The 3295-nt window shown below is 68.6% G+C and carries 4 protein-coding genes; 2 read left to right on the top strand and 2 right to left on the bottom strand.

What is annotated here, in order from left to right; all coding sequences use genetic code 11:
• The first annotated feature begins 145 nt into the window (after positions 1 to 145).
• A complete protein-coding gene (gene queF / locus HUW62_RS46420; protein WP_141646096.1) occupies positions 146 to 502 on the top strand; it encodes a preQ(1) synthase in 357 nt (118 codons plus the stop codon).
• A 51-nt stretch (positions 503 to 553) separates the two neighbouring features.
• Here the strand turns inward: queF and HUW62_RS46415 are convergent, their stop codons facing one another.
• Both HUW62_RS46415 and HUW62_RS46410 read right to left on the bottom strand, forming a co-directional pair.
• Complete coding sequence (locus HUW62_RS46415; protein ID WP_163870988.1) at positions 554 to 748, bottom strand: hypothetical protein; 195 nt, start codon at positions 746 to 748, stop codon at positions 554 to 556.
• 18 nt (positions 749 to 766) lie between these two features.
• A complete protein-coding gene (locus HUW62_RS46410; protein WP_368670655.1) occupies positions 767 to 1819 on the bottom strand; it encodes a serine/threonine-protein kinase in 1053 nt (350 codons plus the stop codon).
• Between the two features lie 222 nt (positions 1820 to 2041).
• Between HUW62_RS46410 and HUW62_RS46405 the strand changes: the two genes are divergently transcribed.
• The gene (locus tag HUW62_RS46405) at positions 2042 to 3181 is read left to right on the top strand and encodes a phosphatidylserine/phosphatidylglycerophosphate/cardiolipin synthase family protein (RefSeq protein ID WP_176438098.1); all 1140 of its coding nucleotides are present in this window, start codon (positions 2042 to 2044) and stop codon (positions 3179 to 3181) included.
• Positions 3182 to 3295: the final 114 nt, after the last annotated feature.

The raw sequence follows: 3295 nt of genomic DNA, 5'->3' as shown, positions 1-3295 counted from the left end.
GTGCGCAACCCGCCCGCCCCCCGCATTCCACGCTGGTGGACGACCGCCGCGTTGAGGGGGTGACAGAACCCTTCAGGGGCAGCCAGGGGGGCTGGGAGCCACGTCGTGGATGACACGTAGCGATGGTGTGGTAGACGACAGCGCCATGCCTTCGCAGCCGACCAAGGAACTCCAGACCTTCCCCAACCCGGCGCCCGAGCGCGACTACGAAATCGCGTTCGACTGCCCGGAGTTCACGTGTCTGTGCCCGCTCACCGGGCAGCCGGACTTCGCCCGGTTCAAGATTACGTACGTCCCGGACCAGCTCTGCATCGAGCTGAAGAGCCTGAAGCTCTACATGTGGGCCTACCGGAACGAGGGGGCCTTCCACGAGAAGGTCACCAACACCATCGCCGACGACATCATCAAGGCCATCCAGCCGCGCAAGCTGACGCTGGTGGGTGACTGGTTCGTGCGCGGCGGAATCGGGACCATCGTCACCGTCACGCACGAGAAGAAGTAATCGTGTAGCAACAGCGGGAACCGCGAGCGCCGTCTCGAGGGCGCTCGCGCCTCATTCCGCCTTGTTGAAGATGGCGTCGGCGTTCTTGTTCAGGTCCGTCTCGATGCGGTCAGCGGCCTTGTGCACGTTCTGCAGCCTGCGAGCGGCGGCCGCCTCCGGGTCCGTCTTGGCCGGGCGGTTGAGGACGTACCGCGCCGCCGCGACCAGCACGACGATGCCCAGGATGAAAGTGACCATGCGTCCCATGGACTGCCTCCTCCCGCCTCAGCGGGTGAGCTGTTGCACCAGTGGCGCCCACTGCGCCTGGGTGAAGTAGAGGCCGGTTCCGGCCAGCGACGCGAGGACGAGCGCGACGAGCGCCCACTTGAGTCCACCGCCGGAGCGAGAGCGCGAGGTGTCGAAGACCTCCACCGCCGCGTCCAGCTCCTGGGGCCGCAAGAGCTGCTGCGCCTCCGTCTCCGTCAGCTTCTGGCGGTGGCGCAGGAAGGCGACCAGCAGCCCCGCATGGGACACCTGGACTTCCTGGGCCAGGAAGACGTCCAGCTCGCGGCGCATGGCGGCGGCGTCCGGGAAGCGGTCCTCCGGCTTCACCTCCATGGCGCGCTGGATGATGCGCACCAGGGGCGAGGGCACGTTGGGCGCCACCTTGTTGAGCGGCGTGTACTTGCCGTCGCGAATCTTCGCGAACACCTCGCCCGCCGTCTTGCCGTGGAAGGGCCGGGCACCGGAGAGGGCCTCGTAGAGCAGCACGCCGAGCGAGAAGATGTCGGTGCGGCCATCCAGCGGCGCGCCTGTCACCTGCTCCGGGGACATGTACGAGGGAGTACCCACCGCCATGCCCGCCTGCGTGAGCGCCTCCAGCCCGACGTCCTTGGCGATGCCGAAGTCCATCAGCTTCACGTCACCGGACTTGGTGAGCATGACGTTTGCGGGCTTCAAGTCGCGGTGGATGATGTGGCGGAAGTGCGCGTGGTCCAGCGCGCTGGCGATGCGCGCGGCGATGACGCCCGTGACGTCCGGGGGCAGCGGCCCTTCCTTGATGAGCGTGTGGAGGGTGGGGCCGTCCACCAGCTCCATCACCATGAACATGCTGTCGTTCTTCTCCACCAGGTCGTAGAGCGTGACGATGTTCTGGTGGCGGAAGGCGGCGAGCGCGAGCGACTCCCGGCGGAACCGGGACAAGGTCTCCCGGTCTCGCTTGCCCTCGGGCAGCAATTCCTTGATGGCGACCTCGCGCTGAATCATCTCGTGGAGGCCGCGATACACGACGGCCATCCCACCTCGGCCCAGCTCTCCGAGAACTCGATACGCGCCAATCTTGCGATGACGGACTGCTTTTTCAGCGGCAGGCACGGGCGAAGGGTACAGAACTGGACGCGCACCGTCGATGTCTCACGTGGCCACCCCCGTCCACGACTCACATCCGCCCGAGCCGAAGAAGTCCAAGGAGGACAGCCAGGACGGACACCCGGGCAAGCGCTCCCTGTCACCCGGGGCGTGTCCCGCTCCGCCCGGGAGAGTTGTAGGGTGGATGCGCTCATGCGCACCGAAGCCTCCGTCGTCCCGCAGCCCGCGCTCCCGCTGTCCCAGCCGTCACTGGCCCGGGAGCACGCGAGCGAGCACTGCACGCTGCTGGATGGAGGGACGGAGGCGTTTCCCCGGATGCTGGAGGCCATCTCCTTCGCCCGGCACCGCATCCACCTGGAGGTCTACACCTTCGAGCGCGAGGGCGTGGGCGCGCTCTTCCTGGACGCGCTGGCGGCGGCGGCGAAGCGGGGCGTGTTGGTGAAGGTGGTGGTGGACGGATGGGGGAGCATCGGCGCCAGCAAGCACCTCACCCGGACGCTGCTGGCCGCGGGCGCGAAGGTGCGCGTGTACAACCCGCTCACGTCGCTGTGCCTGGGCCGCTCGTGGCGCAACCACCGCAAAATCCTCCTCGTCGACGACACGGTGGCGTTCCTGGGCGGCATCAACATCGGCGATGCCTACGCGGCCAAGGGCGACGTGCCCGGCTGGGCGGACCTGGCGGTGGAGCTGCGGGGCGACATCTGCCGGCAGCTCGGGGAGAAGCTGACAGCGGGCGCGGCGGCGCTGTCGGCGGGCGCGGTGAGGCTGTTCCTGTCCGGCATCGGCGGGGGGCACCAGCTGCGCAAGCGCTACCTGTCCGCCATCGACGGGGCGAAGCAAGAGGTCATCCTCGCGCACGCGTACTTCCTCCCCGACAACAGCTTCGTGAAGGCGCTGACGCGCGCGGCGCGCCGGGGCGTCAAGGTTTCGCTGCTGCTCGCCGGACGCAGCGACGTCATCTTCGCCCGCGCGGCGACGATGCGGCTGTACGCCACCTTCCTGCGCGCCGGGGTGAGCATCCACGAGTGGACGGCCTCCACGCTGCACGCCAAGGCGGCGGTGGTGGACGGCAGGACGCTGTTGGTGGGCAGCTTCAACCTGGACCCGCTGTCGCTCGTGAATCTGGAGACGCTGGTGGAGGCGGAGGAGCCCGGCGTAGCGGCGCAAGCGGCCCTGTGGCTGGACAAACACGTGGCCCTGTCGAGGCACGTCCTGCCCGAGCAGTGCGGCCGCTCCGGCCTCCAGCGGTGGCTGTTGGACGTCGTGGGACTGGCCGTGGCGCGCTTCGCGGAGCACTTCGCCAGCTTCATCGGGCGGCGGCGCAAGCGCTGAGGCCGTCACGCTCGCGTCACGCGAGGGCCTGAAAAAGCCCCTGCCCGGCCGCAGCCCCCTCATGACGTGCTGCGCGGGCCGCCAGGGCGCTCTACACTGTCGCACGTCCAACCA

This window comes from Myxococcus sp. AM011, from assembly GCF_013372595.1.
GTDB classification, from domain to species: domain Bacteria; phylum Myxococcota; class Myxococcia; order Myxococcales; family Myxococcaceae; genus Myxococcus; species Myxococcus eversor.
The sequence above is the reverse complement of the archived record's forward strand: the minus strand, read 5'-3'. Positions and strand labels throughout refer to the sequence as shown.

Excerpts from the sequence above, each read along its gene's own strand:
- HUW62_RS46415 (WP_163870988.1), bottom strand. The coding sequence starts at position 748 with ATGGGACGCATGGTCACTTTCATCCTGGGCATCGTCGTGCTGGTCGCG.
- queF (WP_141646096.1), top strand. The coding sequence starts at position 146 with ATGCCTTCGCAGCCGACCAAGGAACTCCAGACCTTCCCCAACCCGGCG.
- HUW62_RS46405 (WP_176438098.1), top strand. The coding sequence starts at position 2,042 with ATGCGCACCGAAGCCTCCGTCGTCCCGCAGCCCGCGCTCCCGCTGTCC.